The organism is Myroides sp. N17-2 (assembly GCF_002286775.1).
Classification (GTDB): domain Bacteria; phylum Bacteroidota; class Bacteroidia; order Flavobacteriales; family Flavobacteriaceae; genus Flavobacterium.
In genome coordinates this window covers 1-24,933 of the sequence record NZ_NSGJ01000016.1, presented here as the reverse complement: position 1 = coordinate 24,933, position 24,933 = coordinate 1, and the positions used below count along the sequence as shown (strand labels likewise).

Genomic DNA, 24,933 nt, shown 5'->3' with positions numbered 1-24,933 from the left:
ACAATCTTAAAATTAAAGTAAATGTAATCAAATTTTACAAAAACTATACCGATTGTGATTTATGCACTATTTTTCATACACTAATATGATATTCATCTCATAGAGCACAGTTATCCAAAAAACAAAAGGTGCTCATAATGAACACCTTTCTCTTAATATCTCCAAGCTAATATACGACTAACTTTATTTCCTTGTTCCATGTTTATCACACGTACTTCCTTAGTTTCTGACTTCTTAAGTAAGGACTGTAGCGGTTTTAAATGTTCTTTATTAGAGACCAATGTAGTAAACCATACAGCTTGTCTCTTAAAGTGTTTACTCTCATAAATATAATTAGTTATAAAAGCGAGCTCTCCTCCATCACACCATAGTTCATTATTCTGTCCACTGAAGTTCTGTACTGGTTTACCTATTACCTCTTTTCCTAAGTTTCTAAGTTTCTGAGTAGTCTTAGCTAATACTTCTTCTCTAGATTTAAAGAAAGGAGGATTACAGATTACTAAATCAAAGTACTCTCTTTCTCCTATTATATTCTTTAGAATATTTCGCTTACTCGTTTGTTGGCGAAGAGTTACATTATTCTTTAGATGTGGGTTATTTGTTATGATATGATTTGCCGTTTTCAGAGAAACTACATCTATCTCAGATCCTACGAATTCCCATCCATATTCTGCTACACCTATGATTGGATAAATAACATTAGCTCCTATTCCTAAGTCTAATACCTTCACTCCTGTTCCCGTAGGCACTTGACCATTATTACCTTCTGCTAATAAATCGGCTATATAATGAATATAATCAGCACGACCTGGAATAGGTGGACATAGATTCGTCTTAGGCATATCCCAAAACGTGATCTTATAATCTTTCATCAAGATAGCCTTATTAAGTAATACAACTGCTTCTGGCAATGCAAAATCAATAGTATCTATTCCTGATGGGTTCTTAATGATGAAAGCCTCTAACTCTGGTACCACACGTTTCAACTTATCAAAGTCATATAACTGTTGATGCTTATTGCGTTCATGTAATTTCTTCTGCGTTTTCTTAGAGTCTTTCATTATCTTGATATTTGGTGCAAAATTAGGTTATTTAAATGAGTTTTCTACTACATAAAAACATGCCTATCGAATTAATCCCTTTACTACATCATCCTGCTTAATCAACTTATTGACACGATATCTCCCAAAACAACTATCACTTAAACTTTATTTTACAGTTTTATTAACTTAATTTAGCCAAACACACAATACTACTAAATATGAAAAAAATCTTCTTCCTTTTAGTCTTAAATTGCTTATTATATTCTTGCTCTAGCGATGATAATTCAGTAAAAGACATTAAAGTTCCTACCTATGATGCCAGTGACTTAGTATCCTTTCAAGAAGGAAAACTATGGGGATTCTTTCATGCTAAAACAGGTAACGTTGTTATTGAACCACAGTTTGAAGATGTAATTAGTTTTAATGACTATGGTATCGCTATTGTCAAGAAAAAAGGACTATGGGGTACTATTGCTCCTAATGGTAAATATATTATCAAACCAATCTATAAAGAAATAACGGAATATAACTATGAAGGATTAACCAGGGTGCATCTGAATAATAAATATGGCCTAGTTGATGTTTTGGGACAAATCAAATTCAATATTGAGTACGATTCTATACAGGAATTTAGTAATCACGATAACATTATTGTGGTTAAAAACAAAAAGTATGGAATGATAGATCGTAAACTAACATTTCTAATCGAACCAAAATATGATCATATAGACAATTTTGTATATCACTACTCACGTGTAAAATTAGGTTCTAAAATAGGGCTAATAAATAAAAAAGGAGAAGTCTTACTAACTCCAATCTATGATAAGATTAATGAATTTAATTTACAAGGGTTCGCATTATTAGAGCTAGACAAAAAAGTTGGAATATATCATTTAGATGGAAAACTTTTAGAACCTAAATTCGATATGGTAGATGAAATCAAGTCCTACTATGAATATGGAGAAAATAATTGGTATTTTAATGTATCCCTCAATGGGCTATGGGGAACCTTAGGAGATGACTTTCAATATATAATTAGTCCACGTTTTGAACAAAACTTTGAGATTCCAAGCTTTTCTTATAATGGTAAATACACAAAACTAAAAATTGGTAAAAAAACAGGGGTTATCAACAAGCAATATGATTGGGTAATTAAACCAAAATATGACTATATCAATGATTTTGAAGATGATCCAAAACTTCTCTATGTAACCATAAACAAGAAAATAGGAGTAATTGATATTAATGACAATATAATTGTTCCCATTTCCTTTGATGGGATAAACTATCTAGAAGAAAGAGATTGTTTTATTGTCCATAAAAATAATAAAATGACACTCCTTAATAAACAAGGAAAATATTTAGAAGGCTATTATGATAGAATCACTGATCTAATGCATAATGACAAATACCCAATATATCTCTTAGAAATCAATAACCGCATAGGAATAGCTAATTATGAACTAGATAAAATAACTAATGTAGAATATGAGTCTTATAAGCTAATTAAAGAACTAACTACAAAAGGGCAATACTACGTTGAATTATCAAAAAACAACCTAGTTACTTTTTTTAACGTAAAAACCAAAGAATTCTCTCTTAAAGATTTATTTCAATCTAGATCTACAAGAATTACAGAAGATGCTTACGTCGTTGGAGCGATTAATGACAAGATGGCTGTTTATAAAATAACAGGAGAGAAAATCACACACTTTAAGTATAAATATGTATATAGTATCAATATCAGTGATAAAAGTGGGTTAATGTACTTCAATACCTCTTCAACTGAATATCACAACCCTGATGTTATGGTAAATTACAGAACTGGTAAAGAATTGGTAGAAACTTCTCATTACTACAGTCAATTTAGTTTCTTGAATAATGGAAATTTCTCTCTAAACACAAGAGGAAAAACCTTAGAATTCTTTACTAATACTGGAGTAAAAGTTTTTGAATTTAAAGCAGACAATATAGATCTCAGCTATGATACACATTATCTAAATCATGGCTACTTTCACTTTAAACAAGGCGAGTATGAAGGTCTTTTATACAATACAGGGAAAGTCTTAATTGCTGCTAACCGTTATAATAGCATTAGTTCCTTTGATTATAATGGATTTGCAGAAGTAACAGTAGGAAATAAAACAGGAAAAATAAATAAAACAGGAAAACTAGTTAATCCTCTGCAATAAATAAAAAGGGCGCTATAGTATTAATTATAGCTCCCTTTTTATTTTCAACAATCTATCGTAAATAAAAACAACACAATTATCAACTTCCAACCAACAACCCCTCATTATCTAACAAACTTTATTCATTTTATCTAGTTATTTATTACAAATGCCTGTAATTTTACGGTTCACTTAAATACAAGATTAAAATGAAAGTCGGAATAGATAGTTTAGCATACTTTATCCCTAAAATTCATCTACCTATAGATACATTAGCCATAGCACGTAATATCGAACCTTTAAAACTGACTAAAGGACTAGGATTACAGAAGATGGCGTTATTAGATACCTATCAAGATGTCATCACGATGGCTGCCAATGCCGCTTATAGCTTACTTCAAGATAACCCAACTGTATTACCTCAAGATATCGCTAAGATCTACGTAGGTACAGAGAGCGGATTAGATAACTCTAAACCTATCGCGTCTTATACACTAGGTCTTTTAGAGCAAATCTATGGTCAAGGGACTTTCAGAAACTGTGATGCTGTAGATCATACCTTTGCTTGTATTGGCGCAGTTGACGCAATGCAAAATGCTATTGACTTTGTCAAAGCAAATCCTACGAAAAAAGCGATTGTTATCGCTACTGATTATGCGAAGTATGACCTTGCCTCTACAGGAGAATATACTCAAGGAGCAGGTGCTATCGCTTTATTAATCACTGCTAACCCACGTGTACTTGCTTTCACAGGTCAGACAGGTGTTGCTACTGATAGCGTATTTGACTTCTTTAAACCATACCATGCTATAGAGAAACAAACCATCACAGGTAACTCTACCAATGAAGCTTGGCATGGGATAGAGGAAACTGAAATCTCTATTCACAAAGATCAACCTGTATTCGAAGGACAGTATTCTAACGAGTGTTATATCAACAGAATTACAGAAGCGTATACACACTTTAAAGAGCTAAATAGTAAACAAGACAAGAAAGTATATCAAGATTGGAAAGCAATCTTAATGCACCTTCCATATTGTTTTCAAGGACGTAGAACATTCCACGAGATTGTGTTACAAGAGAATCCTACTTTAATAGACAGAACTGCTGATGACGCTAAAGACCAAATCAAAGCTTTTGCCAAATCAGAGGAATATATGCAAATCCTAAATAGCAAGATAGCTCCATCAGAACTAGCTTCAGGAGATGTAGGAAATATCTATACAGGCTCTATCTTCTTAGGGTTGTTATCTACTCTTACACACTTCGTTGATACAAAAGAAAACCTAAACGACAGTACATTAGGGTTTATCGCCTATGGTTCAGGTTCTAAGTCTAAAGTATTCGAAGCAGAGGTTCAAAGTACTTGGCAAGAAGGATTGCCAAAAATATCTATCTTCGAAACTTTAAAACAGTCAGAAGCGATTGACTTCAATACCTATGTTGCACTACATAAAAAAGAACAAAAAACAGCGATTAGAACAGCCTCTAATGAGTTCGTACTAGACTATATCGAATCGTCTATCCCTCATCTATTAGGAGCGAGATATTATAAGTTCATCAAATAATTTATAAACTAAACCCGGAATACGCGTTAGACATATAAGCGAAAAGGAATTATACAAAATAAGTCTGAATTAGTGATTTCAGCATACTATAGTATGGTTAAAGAGCTAATGAAAGAACTATGAAGTAGAATTACTTTGTAGTATATGGTTAACGCTGATTCTGAGTTAAAGAAACCACCACTAGTAATTCTAATGGTGGTTTTCTCTTTGTGACAACTAATCACTTCCACTTGGCTAAAGTAGTAATACCACTTTTGACATTATCTCCTAGTTTGACATTAACCTTGACATCTAAAGGTAATAATAAGTCTACCCTAGAGCCAAACTTAATAAACCCCATCTCTTCACTCTGCTTCACTAAAGTACCTATAATAAGATAATTAACTATTCTATTAGCCAATGCCCCTGCTATTTGTTTTGCTAATAGTTCTTTTCCATTTTGATGTTGATAGACTACAGTATGTCGTTCATTAGCTGTTGACGACTTAGGATGCCAAGCTACTAGATGTTTACCTTTATGATATTGGCTATACTTCACTTCTCCTTCTATAGGATTGCGATTGACATGAACATTAAACACGCTCATAAAGACTGAAATCTGTAATCTCTTTTCGGTGAAATATTCATCAGATTCGACCTCTTCTATCACAACTACCTTTCCATCACAGGGAGCTAATATTAAATTATCTCCTTCTAACAATGTTCTTTTGGGTATTCTAAAAAAAGAAATCACCCATCCTGTAATACCTATTGTAAGTAATAGAATTATCCCTCGTAGTATTACCCACTGTTCACTAATAAAAACATATGACAACAGATTCAATACAAAACAACTAATCAATACTACTAGAATAGAACCTTTTCCTTCTTTGTGTATTTTCATTTATTTAAATTTTAAAACTGATAAAATAGAGGTTCCGATTGAATTCGAACCAATGTATTGGCTATTGCGTAGCCAAACCTAACCACTCAGACACAGAACCATTCCATATATAAGAGTTATTTTTTTCCTCTTAACTCTTCTACAACCTTTAACACTCCCCCTGTTATAAAAATCAACTCCTCCTCTGATAACTCCGTATGTATAGGCAGCGATAATACCCTTGATGTCAGATATTCTGTATTAGGTAATATATACTCTCTATCAGTTAGATGTTTAAACATCTCTTGTTTATGACAAGGGATAGGGTAATAAATCATACTTGGGATACCTAATTTGGCTAACTCAGTATGTACCTCATCTCTATCTACATCTTCTAATACCATCGTATATTGATGATAAACATGGTGACTATATTCAGGTTCAAAAGGAGTAATAATCATTGGAGTATTTGCAAAAGCTTGATTGTAAAAACGAGCTACTTCTCTCCTTTTATTACAGTATTCATCTAAGTATCTCAACTTGACATTGAGCACAGCTGCCTGTATAGAGTCTAGTCTACTATTTACCCCTACTATTTCGTGATAATACCGCTTCTCAGATCCGTGATTACATATCTTACGCATCATATCAGCTAGTATATCATCATTAGTCATAATCACTCCTCCATCTCCATAAGCTCCTAAGTTCTTAGAGGGAAAAAAAGAAATACAACTAACAGTTCCCATCGTTCCTGTCTTATGACTACTACCATCTGCTAAATAGTGTCCTCCTATACTCTGTGCATTATCTTCTATTACAGCTATATTATGTGCATTAGCGATCTTCAGTATATCCCCCATATTAGAACATTGTCCATATAGATGAACGGGAATAATCGCTTTAGTATTAGCAGTAATCGCTTGCTCTAAGCTATCTATATTAATCGTAAACGTATCTTTATCCACGTCTACAAATACAGGCGTTAATCCTAATAATGCTACGACTTCTACAGTAGCAATAAATGTAAACGAGGGTGTGATCACCTCATCACCAGCCTTTAATCCTAATGCCATAAGTGCTATCTGTAATGCGTCAGTCCCATTAGCACATGGGATAACATGCTTTGCTCCGGTATAATTTGATAAATTAGTAGTGAACTCCTGTACAGCAGGTCCATTTATAAAAGTACATGATTTAATTACTTGTTCTATACCTGTATCTATTTCACTTTTTATCTTTGCATATTGACGTTGCAAGTCAACCATTTGTATATTCATCATCCTATATTTTGAGAGACAAATGTAGTACTAGTACTGACCTACTGTATAGTCCAGTTTTTAGATTAACTAACGAGCCAGATAGATGACCTTACAAATATTGCTTATATCCATTTCATTACACAAATTCCCTATTTGACTACACTTATACACAGATTAATAGCAGAACCCTCCCAACAACAGACAAAAAAACAAAACTTTGTCCTACCAATTCTAAATCAATAGCTATGAGTATCGCCAACAATATAAATTCGATTTGGGTTAATACAAGACATAAAAGAAGCCTTATAGATATTCTGTTATTTTGGAAGAAAAGGCCTTGTCCTAATGTAAAACTCCCTACCCCACTACACCTCATCAACTCGTGCAAAGGGCTTATCTTAAATAACCAAAAAATAAAGTCTATTCTCTTCTCTACAGATATCGCACTAATAGAGAATAATGATGCAGATGCCATACTTGCCGTTTACCCTTTCGCTCCATCAGAGCGAATCATAAAGACCTTGATAGAGTTCTCTGATAAACCTGTTATCTGTGGAATCGGCGGAGGAATTACCCAAGGGGAGTTTGCTATAAATATGGCGAAGAAAGCCGAGCCCTTAGGAGCCTCAGCTGTTATCGTAAATCAGCCTTTTAAAAATGAAGATATAGCAGCCGTAAAGCAACATATAAACATCCCTATTATATCAAGTGTCTCTACTTTAAACTTTGATTTTAAAGCGCGCATCGAAGCAGGAGTATCTTGTTTTAATGTTACAGGTGGAGCAGAAACACAAAAGATTGTGGATTATATCAAGGCAACATTTCCTAACTTCCCTATTATTTCAACGGGAGGAAAAACTATTCAGTCGCTAAAGAGTATTACTGATAAAAAGATAAATGCAGTCATCTTAACTCCACCATCTAATGGGGAGCTATTTCGTTCTATTATGGATAATTACAGAGAAAGTGAATAATATTTAATCCAGAATAAGCGATAGACATATAAACGAAAAGTAACTAAACTGCTTTAATTACTGATGTTATTTGCGCTATAAACTCCTGTGTATACTCACCTGTTGGGTCTAAATCAGGATCAAGAATAGTTATCTCTAATCCATAACACTTCTTATTCGTTAGCAATGGTTGCAAGATGCCTTTGAATTCCGCATAACTTAGTCCGTCTGCTTGTGGACAATCCACTGCAGGCATTACCTCATCATTCAGTACATCTACATCAAGATGCACGATATACCCATCTAGATTCTCTACCTCTACCATCGTTAAGAACTGCATAACTACACTATCCGTTCCTGTACTTCTTAATCTATCAAGGGGATAATAGTTGACCTGAGATTTTTTTATTGGTCGTTCATAATCTTCATCATATTCACGATTACCTACAGCATATACATGCTGCTGTTTTATATAAGGGGCTAAGTCCATAATATTAGTCAAGTTCTGATGTCCATGTCCACAGACAATACTTAGATCCATACCTGCCGCTCCATGTGTATTAGACTCCGCAGGAATCATATAATCCGTATGACCATCTAGATAGAACACACCGAAGCGTCCTTTTCTTCTAAGTGCTAATGCCGTACCTATTAATACACTACAGTCCCCTCCTAATAAGATAAAAAATGTATTCTCACTAATCTCTTGTTCCATCATCTCCATCTGCTCAGTAGCATACTTTATGATAGCATCAGCATTTCTCACCTGTGTGACTACATCTAACTCCATTGCATATTTAGGAGCCTCTACTCGAAGTGTTTTAGAAGGGTTAACTGCTTTATGAAAACCCCATTGGTTAAGCCAATCAGGCAATTTATTTACTCCAGGCTCAAGTGCATATTCACTCTGCGCAAGACCTAAATTAGTTGGACATTCTATTAAGATTTTTTCTTTCATCTGTTTTCTAATAACTTATCATTCCTCTATATTTTCATTTCTATTTTTTGCAAGCTTAGCTACCTTTCCCATGCTCATCTCCCCAAAGTTGCATCATTTCAATCAGAGGTAACAAAGTCTTTCCAAAATCAGTTAAACTATATTCTACCTTGAGTGGATAGCCCTCATATACAGTTTTAGAGATGATTTCGTATTCTAATAATTCAGACATCTGTTGATTGATAACACGTAAACTAGCATTTTTTATTGCTTTCTGAATAGAAGTTGGTCTATTTATACCTGTCGCTATACAGTCTATGATACAGGGTTTCCACTTCCCTCCTATTACTTTTAGAGTCACTGTCACACCATAATCTAGTGTCTGTGGTATCTTATTTACATACATAGTATACAATTATACTCACGAAGTTAATCATTACTTGTAAGACTATACAATCTTATTATAGTGATTAATTTATCCTAAGGATAGATTAATCACTTATTTCGTGTGTCTTTGCCCTGCTCTACCTTTGTTAAAAATTAGAAACATATGAAATACATTTTTCTTTTAGGCGCTATTATAGCAGAAGTACTAGGCGCTATCGCCACTAGACAATCGAATGGTTTTACAAAAATAATTCCTACTATTATTGCTGTTTTAGGAGTAGTGGGAGCTTACTATCTACTCTCTTTATCTCTAAAAAGCGGAATGCCTATCGGTATAGCTTATGGTATATGGGCTGCTTTAGGTATCACTATTCTAGCGATACTAGGTATTTTCTTATTTAAAGAGACACTTACCTTAGTACAACTTTTAGGTATTGTACTAATCATCAGTGGAGTTCTAGCACTTGAATTAGGTAAATCTTAAACAAGATAATTAGGAGTTAACCCATAATAAGTGATAGAAGTAATTATACAAGATATGTGTGAATTAGCTCTACAACCATACTATAGTATAGTTGCAAAGCCAATAAAAGAGTTGTAAAGTAGAATTGCTTTGTATTATTTGACTACTGTTGATTATGGATTTAAGCTAGCCTATAAACTTAGAAGGTATAATGACAAGTTATACCTTCTATTGATTCTTATATTCATTAGGCGTCATCCCTATATATCTTTTAAAATATCTACAGAACAACGACGCATCAGCAAACTCTAGTTTATCACTGATTTGCTTTATTGATAACGAGGTTGTGTTCAAATATGCTTTTGCTTTATTAATGACTTCATATCCTATCCAAGACTTCACTGACTTCCCCGTTCTCTTCTTTATCAGCGTACTTAGGTGTTGTGGTGTTAGATGGAGATGGTCTGCATAGAACGCTACATTTCGCTGTACTGCCCCGTGTTCATTTAATAACTCAAAAAAATGATCTGTAATCTCATTGACTCTATTTTTCTGCAAGTTCTGCTTTTCTGATAGCGATACATAGCTTTTAACTACAGCTGTCACCAGTGAGAATGCGAGATACTGTATCATCTGCTCTAACATCAGTGATTTAGGTATCGCATAATACTTGCAGATTAGTAGTGATAGCTCTTCTATCATACTGCTATCTTGTTGATTTGGAGAAATAGCTAATTGATTCAACACCTCTTTATTACTACTAAGTTCAGGTAATATCGAATACTTCTCTATAAAGTCATATGCCATTACAAAAACAACAACATCCAAATCTTCACTCCATTTAACAGGAGATACAGTCATCTCAGGTAGTATCGTCAACACCTCGCCTTTAGCTACTCGATGACTTATATTGTTAACCTTAATAGTTAATGTCCCCTGTTTACACAGTAATAGAATCAACCCTCTAAATTGATAATTCAACTTAAAAAAGGAGTTATTCCACTGCTTATCATGATCAAAAATAAACAAGCCATCCATCGAAATAGGATAGTCAATACCATACATCTCATTAAGATCAATAACTTTTAAGAGGTTCATTGTTTTTTATTGTAAAAATATAAAACGAAACAACAGTCGCTACACATTCTCTAAGTTAATTCGTATCAATACTTAAAATGGAACATAAATACATTAAAATGGAATATCTCTAAATGTACTCAGTACGCTACTTTCGCAACGAAATAAACACAGAATAAGTGATAGACATATAAACGAAAAGAAATTATACAAAATAGGTCTGAATCAGTAAAAAAAGCATACTGTAGTATGGTTTTAGAACTAATGAAAGAGCTATGAAGTAGAATTTCTTTGTAGTATCTGGCTAACGCTGATTCTGGGATCAACACAACTTATCAATATGTCAAAACAAAACAACAAACAGCACAACAGAATACGTTTAGCCATATCTCTTTTCTTCTTCTCACATGGGTTGATACTATCGTCTTGGGCAAGTAGAATACCTACTATAAAAACATACTTAGGTTTATCAGAAGCTGAATTGGGAACATTACTTCTATTAATGCCTATCGGGCAAATTAGTACAATGCCTTTATCTGCCAAATTAATAAACCGATATAGCAGTAAAACCATAGTCAAATTTGGGTTCTTAATTTATCCACTTATCCTATTAATCTTAGGGCTATCTACTACTTATATCCAATTAGCAATAGATCTATTTTTATTCGGCGTTGCAGGTAATCTATGCAATATCTCTATCAATACACAGGGAGTCGAATTAGAATCCCTGATGAATAAACCGATGATGTCTTCCTTCCATGGGGTATGGAGTATATCCAGTTTTGCAGGTGCTTTGATAGGTTTATTAATGTTTAGCCTAAAACTAACTACTTCCATTCATTTCGCTGTGGTTATGATTATAATATTACTAATATGGCTACTTAATTTTAAATTATTAGTTCATACTATCCCAACAAACAAGGATGAACAAGACAAAGGTTCTATTTTTAAACATTTGGATAAAACACTTATTCAATTAGGTATTATTGGTTTTCTGAGCATGGCTATCGAGGGCGCAATGTTTGATTGGAGTGGTGTCTACTTTCAGGATATTGTCAAAGCACCTGAACAGTTGATTATTATCGGTTATACTTCTTTTGTATTGATGATGGCTATAGGACAGTTTTTAGGAGATTATCTAGTCACTAAATTAGGCAGAAAACGTGTAATACAACTATGTGGTACATTTATGAGCTCAGGACTTATCATCGCTGTACTGACTCCTAATATTTGGGTATGCACCCTTGCTTTTATGATTGTCGGATTAGGAAGTTCATGCAGTGTGCCTACAGTATTTGGCATCGCAGGTAAGCACAGTAAGGTTAGCGCTAGTATCTCCTTAACCTTAGTGTCTACTATCTCTTTCTTAGGTTTTTTAATAGGACCACCTGCTATCGGATTTATAGCCGAATGGCTAGACTTAAGATACTCATATGCGTTATTTGCTATATTTGGTGTGATTATGGTGCTTATGGCAAGCAGGTTAAAAGTACTGCAAGACAACTAGCTAGTATTTAATTTAAAGCAAAATACAAGGGTCTAGAAAAAATGTTGTTTTTTTATTCCTATATTTGCAAAGCACTGAATACCAATACAAATCATCATTTTTTTAGGCCAATTTCCCAGGTCAATATTTAAACTTACCATATCATACATTAAGAGGGCTAAAACAGGGGTTTTTATGCTGTTTCGGTTTGAGTGAGTCCATAGTGAGTCCATAGTGAGTCCATTAAAACAGCCTTTTTAATGGACTCACTATGGATTTACAATGCTATCAATATACTTTCATACACAGTAATACAGCAACACCATAAAAAGGAAGTAGTAATAAAATAGGTTTGTTTTGCGATAAGTAATAAGATAGGAGCTATAATCCTTTTTGGGACTAATACAATTGATTTCTAATAAAATAGAAATCATTAGGAGAAGCAAAACTACGAATTTAAAATGAACATATTCTGAAAACATAAACTTGACTAGTTATATTTTCCTAAATACACTGTTATCTAAATCAAGGTAAACATAGGATACCTCAACTCCTTTATTTTACTATTCTATTTACTTTCATTATAATTAAAGACCTACATTATGACATAATAAAATCTATATATACTAGATTTAATGTACTAAAATGACAATAATAGACACCTAATCTCATTTTTGTGAATATTTCTTATTTCTCTTACTATATTAGAATTATTCTAAACAATATAACTTTATTTAGAATCAATACAAGTAACAAGTGATTCAAAGCATTCTAAATACTTAATTTCATTAATAAAATATACTTAATTAATTACCAATAAGTTAACCAAAACACACAACACAGCTATTTTAACTTAATTTTTACTATTGGGATAATATCTACATTTGCACCACTATTTAAATTAAGTCCAAATAATGAAATCATCATCACATGTAGTTAAGTTACTCTCACATTACTTAATCTACATATTTCTATTCCTACTTGCAGGAAATAGTGTCGCCCAGAATGCTAAGAAGTTTACAGGGACGGTCTTAGACTCCCAAAGTATTCCCTTAGAATTTGCTTCTATTGTACTCAATAACAATGAGGTGTATTATACTAACAGTAAAGGGGAATTCTCTTTTACGATTAAGAAAGATTTTGAACCGTTTAGTATCAACTACGCCAATAAAAAGTCTATTTTCATTACTGACTTAAAAGCATTTAACACTTATAATCATCGTTTTACGTTAGTAGATCTATCAATCACCTTAGAAGAGATCAATATTACAGCCCCAATCTTAAAAGCCCAATCAGGTTCTAACTCGGCGATAGTCATCGATAAAGAGAAGATCAGTGAAGCGCAAGCCTTCAGTTTAAAGGATGTCCTTAACACCCTACCAGGTCATGCTACTGTAGCTCCTAATCTAAATACAGCTCAGACGATTAACCTTAGAGGAGCAAGTTTTGACAAAATGACCGGCGGAACACTACAATCAATGAACAACTCTTTCGGGGTGGCTATTATCGTAGATGATGTAACGATATCAAATGATGCCAATATGCAGGCGCGAAGTCTTAATCAGTTTGGTATCACTACAAGTGCGAATATAGGTAGCATCACTAACCTAACTTATCAAGGGGTTGACTTACGTGAAATACCTGTGGAGAACATCGAAAGTATAGAAGTAGTACAGGGGGTTGCTTCTGCGAAGTATGGAGAATTAACAGATGGTGCTATTATCATTAATAAGCAGGCAGGAAAGACACCATTCAGTTTCACTACGAATATAAATAGAGGATCTACTTCATATAGTTTATCTAAGGGATTTGGGTTACCTAATAAATGGGGAGCTCTTAACTTCTCTGTCAATTACTCTAAAAGTAACAATGACCCTAGAGATAAAATCAAAGAATACAATAGAATAAACCAAAGTGTACTGTGGACCAAATCATTCTCTCCTAGAGTTAAAAACAATTTAAGTCTAAGCTTTAGCAAGAGAATGGATGGAGTACGTGAAGATCCAGATGATCAGCAAGGCCGTAAACTAAAGGCAACAGACGAATTCTTTAGATGGTCTAATAGAACAACTGTACAATTGAACTCAAGAGTCATCAAATCATTAAACTTAAATATAAATGGGTCATACGGTATTAGCAATACCTATAATCAAGAGAGAATTAACAAAGGTCCTTTTCCTATCGCTAACAGAGATACTACAGGTGTCTATGAAGGATATTATGTAGATGGTAGATATATCGCTGTAGAGGAAATACAAGGAAGACCGTTAAGTTTAGGGTCTACACTTAGCATCTCTTCTGATGCATTCGGTAATAAGTTAGAACATCTTATCACAGCAGGGTTTTCAGTAAATTACCACGACAATTTAGGGAAGGGTACTATCTATAAAGCTGATCAACCACGTTGGTTTCAAAACAACAATCAGAATGAGCGCCCTTACGACTTCAGAAAGAATGAAGGACAGACTAACTATGGTGCTTACATTATGGACAACTTTAAATGGTATCTATTTGATAAGCCCATCGATGGTAACTTAGGATTCCGTATGGATGTACAGAATAGCAAGGCAAGCTACCAGCCTAGGATTAACTTAGCTTACCAAGTATCTCCTAGTAGTAGACTAACGTTAGGCTATGGTATCTCTACTAAAGCTCCTTCGTTAGCACACCGCTACCCTGCTCCTATTTGGTTAGACTTTCCTCTGCTAAATTACTTTGACGATTCAAATATTGCCAACAGCTTATACCTTGTTAAAACCGTAAAAGTAGAGAGTGATAACAACCACTTAAAACCTTCTACATCTACCCAGTTTGAGATTGGATATACATTCACGAATAAGTTCTTATCGAATAGCTTCTTTGGATATTTTAAAGATAATAAAGATGGTTTTGGAGTTAAGAAAGAGTTCTTTCCTATTGACGTTCCCGAGTATAAGATCATCGGTGAATTAGAAAAAGGAAAGCCTATAGAATATGAAGCTACGGGTAACTATAAGACACTGACGAACTATAGCATACGCCGTATGACAAATAGTGTACGCTCTAAATCATATGGTTTTGATTGGACTATGTCTACCCAAAAGATTAAACCTCTAAATATGTACTTATCATTATCGAATAGTCTTTCGTACAGCGAATATTATGACGATAATCCTACTTACAACGAGATAACAGAAGAAAATTACAAACAAGACTACGGGGTGTATTATACTGTCTTCTATCCTAATAAGACAAAATCTCTTTCTCTAATGAGTAAATTAAGATTGACATATCACATCCCTAAAATAGGATTTATACTAACGATGAACAGTGATATATTTTGGTTTAGAAAGAGCTTTAACACAGAACAGAAGTATGCTAATGAGTACTTAGATATCGCTATGCAACCAATTAAAGTTGAGTTGCCTGAAGATATAAAACAGACGATCTCTACGGCAGGTAGTAATTATGAACAACCTACGTTCTATGTGATCAACTTAAATGCAACTAAGGAAATACGCAAAAACATCCGTATAGGTATAAATACGTACAACTTCTTTAATATCAGAATAAACAAAGAGAAAAAGTTATCCGATGGGACAAGGTCTATTATCAACTATAATGCTCCATTTAGTATAACAGGTTCTATATCAATTAAATTTTAAAACACGATGAGAAATACACTACTTCTACTGCTTGCCATCGCAAGTATAGTCTTTACTACTAGCTGTAGTAAAGATGATAATTCAAGCGACTTCGCTAATACACTTAATGTTAACTTCGTTACTACAGTCTCACAAACGAATACAAATCTTACTATTCCATTAGAGGGAACTACAATCGAGTTTACCAATAGAGCTAATGGAAATAAAAATACAGTTACACTAGACAAACAAGGTCTTGCGTCTGCTAATCTACGTGTAGGAAATTATAACATTATCGCTAAACTGACAATGAGCAAACAAGCTTATAATCAACTAATCGATGCTAGTAATAGTAAAGAAGAAAAGATAGAGGAAGACTCTATCACGTTTACTGCCAACATAGATAACCTAACTATAAATGACGCTCAAGACATCAAGATCGAACTACAGATGAATAAAATGAGTACATCAGGGCTAATCTTTAAACAGATATTCTATGCGGGTTCGAGTTTACAAGATGGATCAGGATATAGAGACCAATTTCTTGAGATCTATAACAACAGTGCTGAGACACTATATCTAGATGGTATTATTCTAGCGATGCTTCACAACACTACGAATGGACAAGCTACAGGACCTGACGATATCAGTTACTTACCTTCTCGTCAATACGATTGGTCAAAAGCTCCAGAAAACTCAGGTAGTGGTAATCTAAACAACGATTACGTCTATGCTAAGAAAGTATTGCGTTTTCCAGGAAGTGGTACACAATATCCAATCGAAGCAGGTAAAAGTATCATCGTAGCCTCTACAGCTATTGATCATACGAAGAACTTTATTATCGGTAAACCATCAGAATTCGTAGATCCAAATAAGACAGTAGATTTAAGCAAAGCAGACTTTGATGTTTACGTCTTAGATTACCTTCAGAAAGAATTTGGTATCGATATTACTCAAGCTAAATACCGTTACAATCTAAACACAATAGGTATCGGTAAAATGAAAGTAATAACAGCACAACAGAGTGACTTAGCGATGCGATTCGCTACAGATGACGGAATATTATTAGTACAACTACCGAAAGATGTAGCTGTAGAATCATTCCCTACGATAAAAGCACCTAAGAAAAACGACTCTACACAGTGTTTGAGAATACCTGTAGAATACATCATCGACGGAGTACAAGTGAGACACTCTACAGAGAGTCGCGTAGCTCCACGTAAAGTACCTGTATCTGTAGACCGAGGTAGCTCATTCGCTCCTAATGGAACTTATTCTAGTCAATCTTTATTAAGAAAAACAAGATACAAATTAAACAATGGACGTCGTGTATTACAAGATACAGATAACTCTACAGAAGACTTCGTAGTGATCAATAAACCAGTAGCATCTAAAGGAGAAGATTCTTTTACCAATTAATACATGAGAAAATTATACATCTTCATAACGTTATTTTTAATTCAAATGCTAAATGCTCAGAATAGTTCTGAGCATTTAGACCTTTGGTTAATTCAGAAGAATAAGCGTAGTTATGTACCAGAGCACATTCTGTTTTTAAATAATCAGACTAGTGAGTTCGGGCGTTTAGCTGTGGATTATAACACCACAAAAGGGGACTATAGAAAAAGCCAAGAAGCTAATGACAGTAAAGACTTTAAGTTCTCTGCTGAAGGGTATACTGATATATATAAGTTTAAGGCGTATGGAAACTTTGTATATGGAAAGACTTTTGAGAACGAACTAGCCAATGACCTTAGAGGGAAGAAAGATGAGTTTAACCCTTTCTACTTCTACGCAAATCATCCTAACAACTTTCAGAACCAACAGTATCTAGCGAATACAATGTTTAGCTATGAATTGGTTGACAAAAAACTGACAATAGGTTTTGGTCTTGACTTTGATTATAATTGGACTACAGGTAATAATGATCCTAGACCAGATGTAGTGAACTACTTTATCCGTTATAAAGCAGATATTGCATGGAAGATACAGAAACACGCAATAGGATTAGGGCTTGCTTATGGTAAGGTAACTGAGGAAAACAACATCATGTATAAAAACAATGAATACAAAAGTAGCAATCAGTATAAAGATCGCTTCTTGAACATTAGTTTAGGATACGGAGATATTGTTCTAAGTGATCAGAATCTACTACTTGATAGAAAGGCAAAAGAGAATTCATATAAGCTAGCACACCTTTACACAGATGACAAATTAGAGGTAGCTACATTCGCTAAGATGACGCACTATGACGAAAACTCTGAACTAAATAAGTATAAGCAGAGTTTTGATGTGTATAATAGATTTAAAAACAAACAACTTACTATTCAGAGTATGTTGACTTATACACCATCTGATGTTAATCAATATCAACTAAGTTTAAAGTATAACAACTATGATGGTAAAAACATTAGAGAGATAGAAGGGCTTAATTATAAAGTAGATCATTACAACTTTAACGCTCAGCTATTAAATTCTTTTACTAATCTATGGAGAAATACAGATATTCAGATAGGGTTAGATCACACACTTTACTCTACTATTCGCAAAGACTATGCTATCGGAGTATACAATGATGAAAAACAATTATTAAATAAGCTTATAATCAACACGATATTTAAACAAGAGGATCACTTTTATCAAGTGAGTGCCACTCCCCTTTATAAGTTGAAACTAGTAAATGATTTGACTATACCTGATACGCAACACACTAATTTTACAGATAATGTAATTATCCCTAATTACTATTACAACAATAATAATGCATGGGGACTACAAGGTGAAGTAGGATATGGAAACAAAACATGGCTTAATCAATACAGTCTTTATTTCTCTGTATCAGGCCACTTCTTAAAATCAAATGGATTAGACCGAAGCAGTATTAATCTAAGCTTAAAACTATATTTATAATGAACAAGGCTATCTATCTAGCTATATTACTATTTACATTTTTATTTCTAAATTTTCACAAACTAACATATACCTACTCAGAATACCAATCTATAGAAGATTTACGTCAGGCTTATGAACGCAACAGTTCTCTATGGCCTGTTGCTACTATAGATAGTACAGTTGTTTTTAAAGAACTAGGAACATTGCTCCCTACTCCCCCTGTAGCTAAAGAAGATATATACAAAGTAGAATTGGGTAAGCTACTGTTCTATGATCCGAGGTTATCCTCGTCTAATCAAATCTCTTGTTCCACTTGTCATATTGATAAAGAACATTGGGCAGATAAACAGACGCTAGCCATCGGACATGAGGGATTAGTTGGAACGCGCAATACTCCAAGCATAGAGAACGCATGGATACAACAAGAGTTATTTTGGGATGGAAGAGCTAATAGCCTACAGGAACAACAAATAATGTCTATCGAAAATCATGTAGAGATGTTTCAAGACATAAATGAACTACCTACTAAAATAAAACAGATTAAAGGATACAAAAAACACTTTAAAAAAGCATATGGAAACAATCAAATAACGAAAGATAAAATATTAGATGCTTTAGCCTTATTCCAAAAGACTATTGTCTCTAATCCCACTCCATTTGATGCTTTCATAAATGGAGATTATCAAAAGTTATCTGATCAACAAGTACACGGCTTACACTTGTTTCGTACTAAAGCGAGGTGTATAAACTGTCACAGTGGACCTTACTTTACTGACTTACAGTATCACAATGAAGGTTTTACTTTCTATAAGCGCAAAAGAGAGGATCTCGGTAGATATAATGTCACACATAAAGCCTCTGATGTGGGTAAGATGAAAACTCCAGGACTGCGTAATGTGATGCATACAGCACCGTGGTTTCACCAAGGAGTATTTCCTAATATTCAGAGTGTTATAGGAATGTATAATGCAGGAATGAATATTCCTCATAGAAGAGAAGAATATAAGAATGATTCATTATTCCCAGTAACTTCTCCTCTTATTAAAAGATTGGGATTGACTAAAGATGAACAGCTTGCTATTATCTCTTTCTTAGAAGCCCTCTCTTCAGAACCAATGCTTATAGAGAAACCTACTTTACCTAAATAAAGTAATCAAAACTAAAATAGAAAGAGGTATATAAATGATAAGTAATTACATAATTTGGCACTAATAGAAGAACAAAGAAGTAGAATTACTGTACTACCATTGTAGTCTTTGACTAATGTATACTCTAGGTAAAACAGAACAAAATACGCTTAGTTAATGCCATTTTAACCCAGAATACGCGATAGACCTATTAACGAGAGTAAATTATACAAAACAGCTCTGAATTTATGAAAAAAGCATACTATAGTATGGTTTTAGAAGAAATGAAAGAGATGTAAAGTAGAATTTATTCGTAGTATAGGGCGAGTGCGGAATCTGGGTTTAAAACAATACAAGAACCATTCGTCAAAAGATTCTTATACTTTAACCACTATTTCATCAATATGCTGAAATTTGGCATTCTTATTTTTGAAAAAATTCGTAATTTGCCGCCAAATGAAAAATCAAATGAAAACACATTTCACTTACATACTATTTTTAATACTATTTAGCGCTAATACTTTTGCTCAGAAATTAGAATTATATACTAATGATGGGAAAGAAACTTACCTAGGCTGTCTTAGCTGTGATGCAAAAGAAACTAATTCTATATGGAATATGTATGGTACCTATGGTAATCAGTACAACCAAAAGTCTATTTGGAATAAATATGGTATCTATGGAGACCAAACGAGTAGTCAATCTCCTTGGAACATACATGCTGACAACCCGCCTATAGTAAAAAAAGATGGTGCGTTCTATGGCTACTTTAGTATGAACAAACACTTCATTGGTAAACGTGTTGAGGTAGAATTAACAAAGATGCTTTTCGAATATTACCTTGATGTAAAAGAAGATCCGTCAAAGTGGACTAAAGCTACCGAAGTGATTAAAGCAAAAGAAATAACAAAGAAATAAATAACAAGCGAGAGTAACCCTCTCGCTTTTTTTTGTCCTTAAAACTGAATACGTATAACTAATAGTACTCAACTATCTATTATTCAATATTTACCTATCCCCATTTTATACTCTTTAGTTATATATTATTATACCTTTTGCTTCTGATTAAATTAAAAAAACACATAGCCCCATAGAATTATAAAACTAAACAAACATTATTTACACTGAGGTAATATTAAATTTACATTATTGTAATATTACAGCTTACATAAACAAAACAGAACAGAATATTTTTACTCTATATCCTTCTAAAATAATTTTAGCTAAGTAGGGGATTATTAAGTAAAAAGAACTGTTATGATTAAAAAATTCCTTTCTCTTCTAGTACTTATTTTTTGTGTTTTTATACAGAATATACGAGCTGAAACGCTTCATTCACCTCCTTACACTGAAGAACAATCTCCCACAAAATCCTCTTATTATAACTTCGTTTTTAAAGAAAAGACCGTTACTTATACTGGAGAACCTATCTATCACGAACCTGAAAGTATTCCGTTTAATGTCACTGTTAAATATGATAGAAATGGTTTTGTAGATGCCGGGTCGTATATAGTCAAAGCGTATTTCTATTCTGAAAACAACACACTTCTAGCAACCAAATCCGCTAGGCTAAACATAGAGAAAGCACGCATAACAGGTGTCACTTTAAAAAAGAAAGAAGTCACTTATGATGGAACACTACATAAACTTGAACTTGTAGGTGAGCTACCCGCAGGAGTGACTGCTGTTTATAAAAATAATGCCCACACAAATGCTGGAGTTTATAAAATGAATGTTAGACTTACGGGTAAAAACTATATCACAAGCTCTCGTAATAATGAACTAACAATACTACCTCTAGATATATCAAAAACCATTCACTTACAAAGTCAGGTTTTTATCTATGATGGCAAACCAAAGTCTTTATCTATAGAGGCTCCCTTACCTAAAGGACTAAATATATCCTATAAAGGAAATAATCAATCAGAAGTAGGTACACACACTGTTACTGCTACCATAACAGGAAGTAAAAACTATACGCCTATCCCCTATGAGATGAGAGCTTCTCTTACTATTTCTGAAGATAGTACTATACCTAAAATTCCTTCTTTAGATAAAGTAGTATTTGATAATTTGACTTCACCATATACTGGTCAACCTATTCCTATTATTGCTACTAATTTACCAGATGATGTATCAGTCCAATACAGTATAAATGACTTTATAGATGTTGGTTCTTATGAAATCAAAGCTACTTTCTATTTTAAAAATATACTTATCGGAACTAAAGTTGCTTCATTAACTATAGAAAAAGCACGTATAACAGGAGTAACTTTTAATAAAACAACCATTACTTATAACGGAGAACGACATACTCTACTCTTAAAAGGAGAACTACCTGAAGGCGTTATTGCTGAATACAACAATAATGCACATATTAATGCTGGCGAGTATAAAGCAACTGTAAAATTAACTGGAGATAATTATATCACAAGTACTCGATCTAACGTCCTTACAATTGCTCCAATTGATTTAACTAAAATGATTGAGTTCAATAGCCAATCATTTGTATATGATGGAATTGTAAGATCTCTGTCTATAAGTACAGCTTTACCTCGTGAGTTAAAAGTTGCTTATAAAAACAACTACCAAAACTCAGTTGGCAATCATATCATACAGGCAACAATTTCTGGTAGTAATAACTATGCTCCTATGCCCTATACGATGACTGCAACTCTAGCCATCACTGAAAAAGAAGAAATACTTCCTAAGATAGATAAAATAGTATTTGAAAACAGTACAGTTCCTTACACAGGTGAAATTATACCTTTTGAAGCTACTGCTATTCCAGAAGATGTAATTGTCAAGTATAGTCGCAATAACTTTAAAGATATAGGTACCTATCAGATCACAGCTTCGTTCTACTATAAAGATATTTTACTTGGTACTAAGTCAGCAACCCTAACCATAGAAAAAGCTCGCATCACAACAGTTAAGTTTAGTAAGAAAGAAGTGACCTATGATGGTACATCTCACGAGTTAATACTAGAAGGAGAATTACCTGAAGGAGTAACTGCTGTTTATAAAAATAATATTCATACTAACGCTGGAGAGCATAAAGTCTCTGTAACATTAACAGGAGATAATTATGTGACGAGTACTCGTTCTAACCTACTTGTCATATTACCTGCAGACATTACTAAGATGGTTAGTTTAGAATCTAATTCATTTGAATATGACGGTCAAGCAAAGTCTATAACCATCAAGGGAGACGTACCTAAAGGAGTAACATTAAAGTACGAGAACAATATACATTTAGAAGTTGGGAACTATGCGGTTAAGGCCACTCTAGACGGTAGTACTAATTATACTCCAATGCCATATGTGATGACAGCTACCCTATCTATTAACGAGAAAGCTGTAGTACTGCCAAGTATTGAAAATGTAGTGTTTGATCACAAAACAGAAGCGTATACAGCTGAGGTAATTGCTATTGAAGCAACTAACTTGCCTAATGAAGTACGTGTAACTTATGATAAGAATGATTATATAAATGCAGGTGTATATCAGATCACAGCTTCATTCTATTATAAAGATATTTTGCTTGGTACGAAGTCAGCAACGCTAACAATAAAAAAAGCTCGTATCACAACTGTCAAGTTTAGCAAAAAGGAAGTGACTTATGATGGGAACTCTCACGAGTTATTACTTGAAGGGGAATTACCTGAAGGAGTAACCGCTGTTTATAAAAACAACGTACATACCAATGCGGGAGAGCATAAAGTCTCTGTAACATTAACAGGAGATAATTATGTGACTAGTACTCGTTCTAATCTGTTAGTAATATTACCTGCAGACATTACTAAACTGGTTAGTTTAGAAACAACTTCTTTTGAATATGATGGACAGCCGAAGTCTTTAACTATCAAAGGTGATGTACCTAAAGGAGTAACATTAAAGTATGAAAACAACACGCATTCAGAAGTTGGGAACTATACCGTAAAGGCTACTTTAGACGGTAGTACTAACTACACGCCGATGCCGTATGTGATGACGGCTATGCTATCTATTAATGCAAAACCTGTAGTATTACCAAGTATTGAAAACGTAGTATTTGACCATAAAACAGAAGCGTATACAGGAGATATAATTGCTATTGAAGCAACTAACCTACCTAATGAGGTACGTGTAGCTTATGATAAGAATGATTATATCAATGCTAGTGTATATCAGATCACAGCTTCGTTCTACTATAAAGATATTTTACTAGGTACTAAGTCAGCAACCCTGACAATAGAAAAAGCACGTATTACAACTGTCAAGTTTAGTAAAAAAGAAGTGACTTACGATGGTACATCTCACGAGTTACTTCTTGACGGAGAATTACCTGAAGGAGTGACAGCTGTTTATAAAAATAATGTTCATACCAATGCGGGAGAGCATAAAGTCTCTGTAACATTAACAGGGGATAATTATGTGACAAGTACTCGTTCTAATCTGTTAGTAATACTACCTGCTGATATCACGAAGTTAATCACATTAGAGAGTGCCTCTCACATTTATGATGGTAAGTATAAATCACTTACTATCAAAGGCGACATCCCTAAAGGAGTAACATTAAAGTACGAGAACAATACACATTCAGAAGTTGGGAACTACACAGTAAAGGCTACTCTAGACGGTAGTACTAACTACACACCAATGCCGTATGTGATGACTGCTACGCTATCTATTAATGAGAAAGCTGTGGTACTGCCAAGTATTGAAAATGTAGTGTTTGACCATAAAACAGAAGCGTATACTGCTGAGGTAATTGCTATTGAAGCAACTAACCTACCTAATGAGGTACGTGTAGCTTATGATAAGAATGATTATATAAATGCAGGCGTATACCAAATCACAGCTTCATTCTACTATAAAGATATTTTACTTGGTACAAAATCAGCAACATTAACTATAGAAAAAGCTCGTATAACAACTGTCAAGTTTAGCAAGAAAGAAGTAAAGTATGATGGGAACTCTCATGAGTTACTACTTGAAGGGGAATTACCTGAAGGAGTAACTGCTGTTTATAAAAACAACATACATACCAATGCAGGTGAGCATAAAGTCTCTGTAACATTAACAGGAGATAATTATGTGACT

Annotated in this window: 17 protein-coding genes; 11 read left to right on the top strand and 6 right to left on the bottom strand. The window is 33.8% G+C overall.

The features are described 5' to 3' along the window. Nucleotides 1–152: 152 nt before the first annotated feature. Complete coding sequence (rlmF, locus tag CF599_RS08485) at nucleotides 153–1,061, bottom strand: 23S rRNA (adenine(1618)-N(6))-methyltransferase RlmF (protein WP_121965604.1); 909 nt, start codon at nucleotides 1,059–1,061, stop codon at nucleotides 153–155. A gap of 200 nt (nucleotides 1,062–1,261) precedes the next feature. Between rlmF and CF599_RS08480 the strand changes: the two genes are divergently transcribed. After that, nucleotides 1,262–3,235 carry a WG repeat-containing protein gene (locus CF599_RS08480; protein ID WP_121965603.1) on the top strand — a complete coding sequence of 658 codons (1,974 nt, stop codon included), beginning with the start codon at nucleotides 1,262–1,264 and terminating at the stop codon, nucleotides 3,233–3,235. Between the two features lie 188 nt (nucleotides 3,236–3,423). Beyond that, on the top strand, nucleotides 3,424–4,782 hold the full coding sequence (locus CF599_RS08475; protein WP_121965602.1) for a hydroxymethylglutaryl-CoA synthase family protein: 1,359 nt from the start codon (nucleotides 3,424–3,426) through the stop codon (nucleotides 4,780–4,782). A 220-nt stretch (nucleotides 4,783–5,002) separates the two neighbouring features. On the opposite strand, the gene CF599_RS08470 is transcribed toward CF599_RS08475, so the two are convergent. Further along, the gene (locus tag CF599_RS08470; RefSeq protein WP_121965601.1) at nucleotides 5,003–5,665 is read right to left on the bottom strand and encodes a phosphatidylserine decarboxylase family protein; all 663 of its coding nucleotides are present in this window, start codon (nucleotides 5,663–5,665) and stop codon (nucleotides 5,003–5,005) included. 116 nt (nucleotides 5,666–5,781) lie between these two features. Then, nucleotides 5,782–6,924: a DegT/DnrJ/EryC1/StrS aminotransferase family protein gene (locus CF599_RS08465; RefSeq protein WP_254050264.1), complete on the bottom strand. Its 1,143-nt coding sequence runs from the start codon at nucleotides 6,922–6,924 to the stop codon at nucleotides 5,782–5,784. Between the two features lie 224 nt (nucleotides 6,925–7,148). Here CF599_RS08465 and CF599_RS08460 point away from each other — a divergent pair, with 224 nt between their 5' ends. Then, nucleotides 7,149–7,877 carry a hypothetical protein gene (locus CF599_RS08460; RefSeq protein WP_121965600.1) on the top strand — a complete coding sequence of 243 codons (729 nt, stop codon included), beginning with the start codon at nucleotides 7,149–7,151 and terminating at the stop codon, nucleotides 7,875–7,877. A gap of 43 nt (nucleotides 7,878–7,920) precedes the next feature. Here CF599_RS08460 and CF599_RS08455 read toward each other — a convergent pair whose 3' ends face one another. Then, nucleotides 7,921–8,814: an arginase family protein gene (locus tag CF599_RS08455; RefSeq protein WP_121965599.1), complete on the bottom strand. Its 894-nt coding sequence runs from the start codon at nucleotides 8,812–8,814 to the stop codon at nucleotides 7,921–7,923. Between the two features lie 55 nt (nucleotides 8,815–8,869). Then, nucleotides 8,870–9,199, bottom strand: coding sequence for a helix-turn-helix domain-containing protein (locus tag CF599_RS08450; RefSeq protein ID WP_254050263.1), 330 nt, complete (start codon nucleotides 9,197–9,199; stop codon nucleotides 8,870–8,872). 144 nt (nucleotides 9,200–9,343) lie between these two features. Here CF599_RS08450 and CF599_RS08445 point away from each other — a divergent pair, with 144 nt between their 5' ends. Continuing rightward, nucleotides 9,344–9,664 (top strand): multidrug efflux SMR transporter, encoded by a 321-nt coding sequence (locus CF599_RS08445; RefSeq protein ID WP_121965598.1) that lies wholly within the window; start codon nucleotides 9,344–9,346, stop codon nucleotides 9,662–9,664. Nucleotides 9,665–9,871: 207 nt separating this feature from the next. Here CF599_RS08445 and CF599_RS08440 read toward each other — a convergent pair whose 3' ends face one another. Then, the gene (locus CF599_RS08440; protein ID WP_121965597.1) at nucleotides 9,872–10,741 is read right to left on the bottom strand and encodes an AraC family transcriptional regulator; all 870 of its coding nucleotides are present in this window, start codon (nucleotides 10,739–10,741) and stop codon (nucleotides 9,872–9,874) included. A 319-nt stretch (nucleotides 10,742–11,060) separates the two neighbouring features. Here CF599_RS08440 and CF599_RS08430 point away from each other — a divergent pair, with 319 nt between their 5' ends. The 7 genes from CF599_RS08430 to CF599_RS08400 form a co-directional block, all read left to right on the top strand. Beyond that, complete coding sequence (locus CF599_RS08430; RefSeq protein ID WP_121965596.1) at nucleotides 11,061–12,227, top strand: MFS transporter; 1,167 nt, start codon at nucleotides 11,061–11,063, stop codon at nucleotides 12,225–12,227. Between the two features lie 893 nt (nucleotides 12,228–13,120). Then, nucleotides 13,121–15,850: a TonB-dependent siderophore receptor gene (locus CF599_RS08425; RefSeq protein WP_121965595.1), complete on the top strand. Its 2,730-nt coding sequence runs from the start codon at nucleotides 13,121–13,123 to the stop codon at nucleotides 15,848–15,850. A gap of 6 nt (nucleotides 15,851–15,856) precedes the next feature. Then, nucleotides 15,857–17,248 carry a DUF4876 domain-containing protein gene (locus tag CF599_RS08420; protein WP_121965594.1) on the top strand — a complete coding sequence of 464 codons (1,392 nt, stop codon included), beginning with the start codon at nucleotides 15,857–15,859 and terminating at the stop codon, nucleotides 17,246–17,248. 3 nt (nucleotides 17,249–17,251) lie between these two features. Further along, on the top strand, nucleotides 17,252–18,739 hold the full coding sequence (locus CF599_RS08415) for a DUF6850 family outer membrane beta-barrel protein (RefSeq protein WP_121965593.1): 1,488 nt from the start codon (nucleotides 17,252–17,254) through the stop codon (nucleotides 18,737–18,739). Beyond that, nucleotides 18,739–19,869 (top strand): cytochrome-c peroxidase, encoded by a 1,131-nt coding sequence (locus tag CF599_RS08410; RefSeq protein ID WP_121965592.1) that lies wholly within the window; start codon nucleotides 18,739–18,741, stop codon nucleotides 19,867–19,869. Before CF599_RS08415 ends, CF599_RS08410 begins: the two co-directional genes overlap by 1 nt. 447 nt (nucleotides 19,870–20,316) lie before the next feature. Beyond that, complete coding sequence (locus CF599_RS08405) at nucleotides 20,317–20,766, top strand: hypothetical protein (RefSeq protein ID WP_121965591.1); 450 nt, start codon at nucleotides 20,317–20,319, stop codon at nucleotides 20,764–20,766. Between the two features lie 339 nt (nucleotides 20,767–21,105). Further along, nucleotides 21,106–24,933: MBG domain-containing protein (locus CF599_RS08400; protein ID WP_143824808.1), on the top strand; the 3,828-nt coding region annotated here is incomplete at its 3' end.

Bases quoted from the DNA above. Each gene is read 5' to 3' on its own strand.
- CF599_RS08420 (WP_121965594.1), top strand. From the start codon at position 15,857: ATGAGAAATACACTACTTCTACTGCTTGCCATCGCAAGTATAGTCTTT.
- CF599_RS08405 (WP_121965591.1), top strand. From the start codon at position 20,317: ATGAAAACACATTTCACTTACATACTATTTTTAATACTATTTAGCGCT.
- CF599_RS08445 (WP_121965598.1), top strand. From the start codon at position 9,344: ATGAAATACATTTTTCTTTTAGGCGCTATTATAGCAGAAGTACTAGGC.
- CF599_RS08470 (WP_121965601.1), bottom strand. From the start codon at position 5,665: ATGAAAATACACAAAGAAGGAAAAGGTTCTATTCTAGTAGTATTGATT.
- CF599_RS08440 (WP_121965597.1), bottom strand. From the start codon at position 10,741: ATGAACCTCTTAAAAGTTATTGATCTTAATGAGATGTATGGTATTGAC.
- CF599_RS08410 (WP_121965592.1), top strand. From the start codon at position 18,739: ATGAACAAGGCTATCTATCTAGCTATATTACTATTTACATTTTTATTT.
- CF599_RS08455 (WP_121965599.1), bottom strand. From the start codon at position 8,814: ATGAAAGAAAAAATCTTAATAGAATGTCCAACTAATTTAGGTCTTGCG.
- CF599_RS08475 (WP_121965602.1), top strand. From the start codon at position 3,424: ATGAAAGTCGGAATAGATAGTTTAGCATACTTTATCCCTAAAATTCAT.
- rlmF (WP_121965604.1), bottom strand. From the start codon at position 1,061: ATGAAAGACTCTAAGAAAACGCAGAAGAAATTACATGAACGCAATAAG.
- CF599_RS08465 (WP_254050264.1), bottom strand. From the start codon at position 6,924: ATGATGAATATACAAATGGTTGACTTGCAACGTCAATATGCAAAGATA.
- CF599_RS08425 (WP_121965595.1), top strand. From the start codon at position 13,121: ATGAAATCATCATCACATGTAGTTAAGTTACTCTCACATTACTTAATC.
- CF599_RS08480 (WP_121965603.1), top strand. From the start codon at position 1,262: ATGAAAAAAATCTTCTTCCTTTTAGTCTTAAATTGCTTATTATATTCT.
- CF599_RS08430 (WP_121965596.1), top strand. From the start codon at position 11,061: ATGTCAAAACAAAACAACAAACAGCACAACAGAATACGTTTAGCCATA.
- CF599_RS08460 (WP_121965600.1), top strand. From the start codon at position 7,149: ATGAGTATCGCCAACAATATAAATTCGATTTGGGTTAATACAAGACAT.
- CF599_RS08415 (WP_121965593.1), top strand. From the start codon at position 17,252: ATGAGAAAATTATACATCTTCATAACGTTATTTTTAATTCAAATGCTA.
- CF599_RS08450 (WP_254050263.1), bottom strand. From the start codon at position 9,199: ATGTATGTAAATAAGATACCACAGACACTAGATTATGGTGTGACAGTG.